At 41.9% G+C, this 301-nt stretch carries 1 pseudogene; it reads right to left on the bottom strand.

Going from position 1 to position 301, the window contains the following annotated elements:
• Nucleotides 1-301: pseudogene (locus tag ACFIO5_RS09970) on the bottom strand (sensor histidine kinase); the annotation flags it as partial.

Genomic DNA, 301 nt, shown 5'->3' with positions numbered 1-301 from the left:
GACAGCACTCCCAAAACAAGCTTTTTTGTGGTGAGAGAGAGGAGTCTCTGCCGCAAAACTTTCATTCCAAGTGATGAGAAGTTGTGTTGCTCCATTCATTTTTGTGTGCACTTCACACCGCACACAAACGCTTCCCTTTTCTTGTGATAAGGCGCCAAAAGAAAGAGAATTAACAATGAGTTCATGGAAAGCCAAACCAATATGTAAAGCAGCATTGGGAAACAGATAAGGATCTATCCCTTCCAGTGAAAAGCGTTCTGTTTCTTTCATCACATAGCCCAAAGTTTGCGAATGAACCAAT

It is taken from the genome of Bartonella sp. AA86SXKL, from assembly GCF_042196885.1.
The sequence above is the reverse complement of the archived record's forward strand: the minus strand, read 5'-3'. Positions and strand labels throughout refer to the sequence as shown.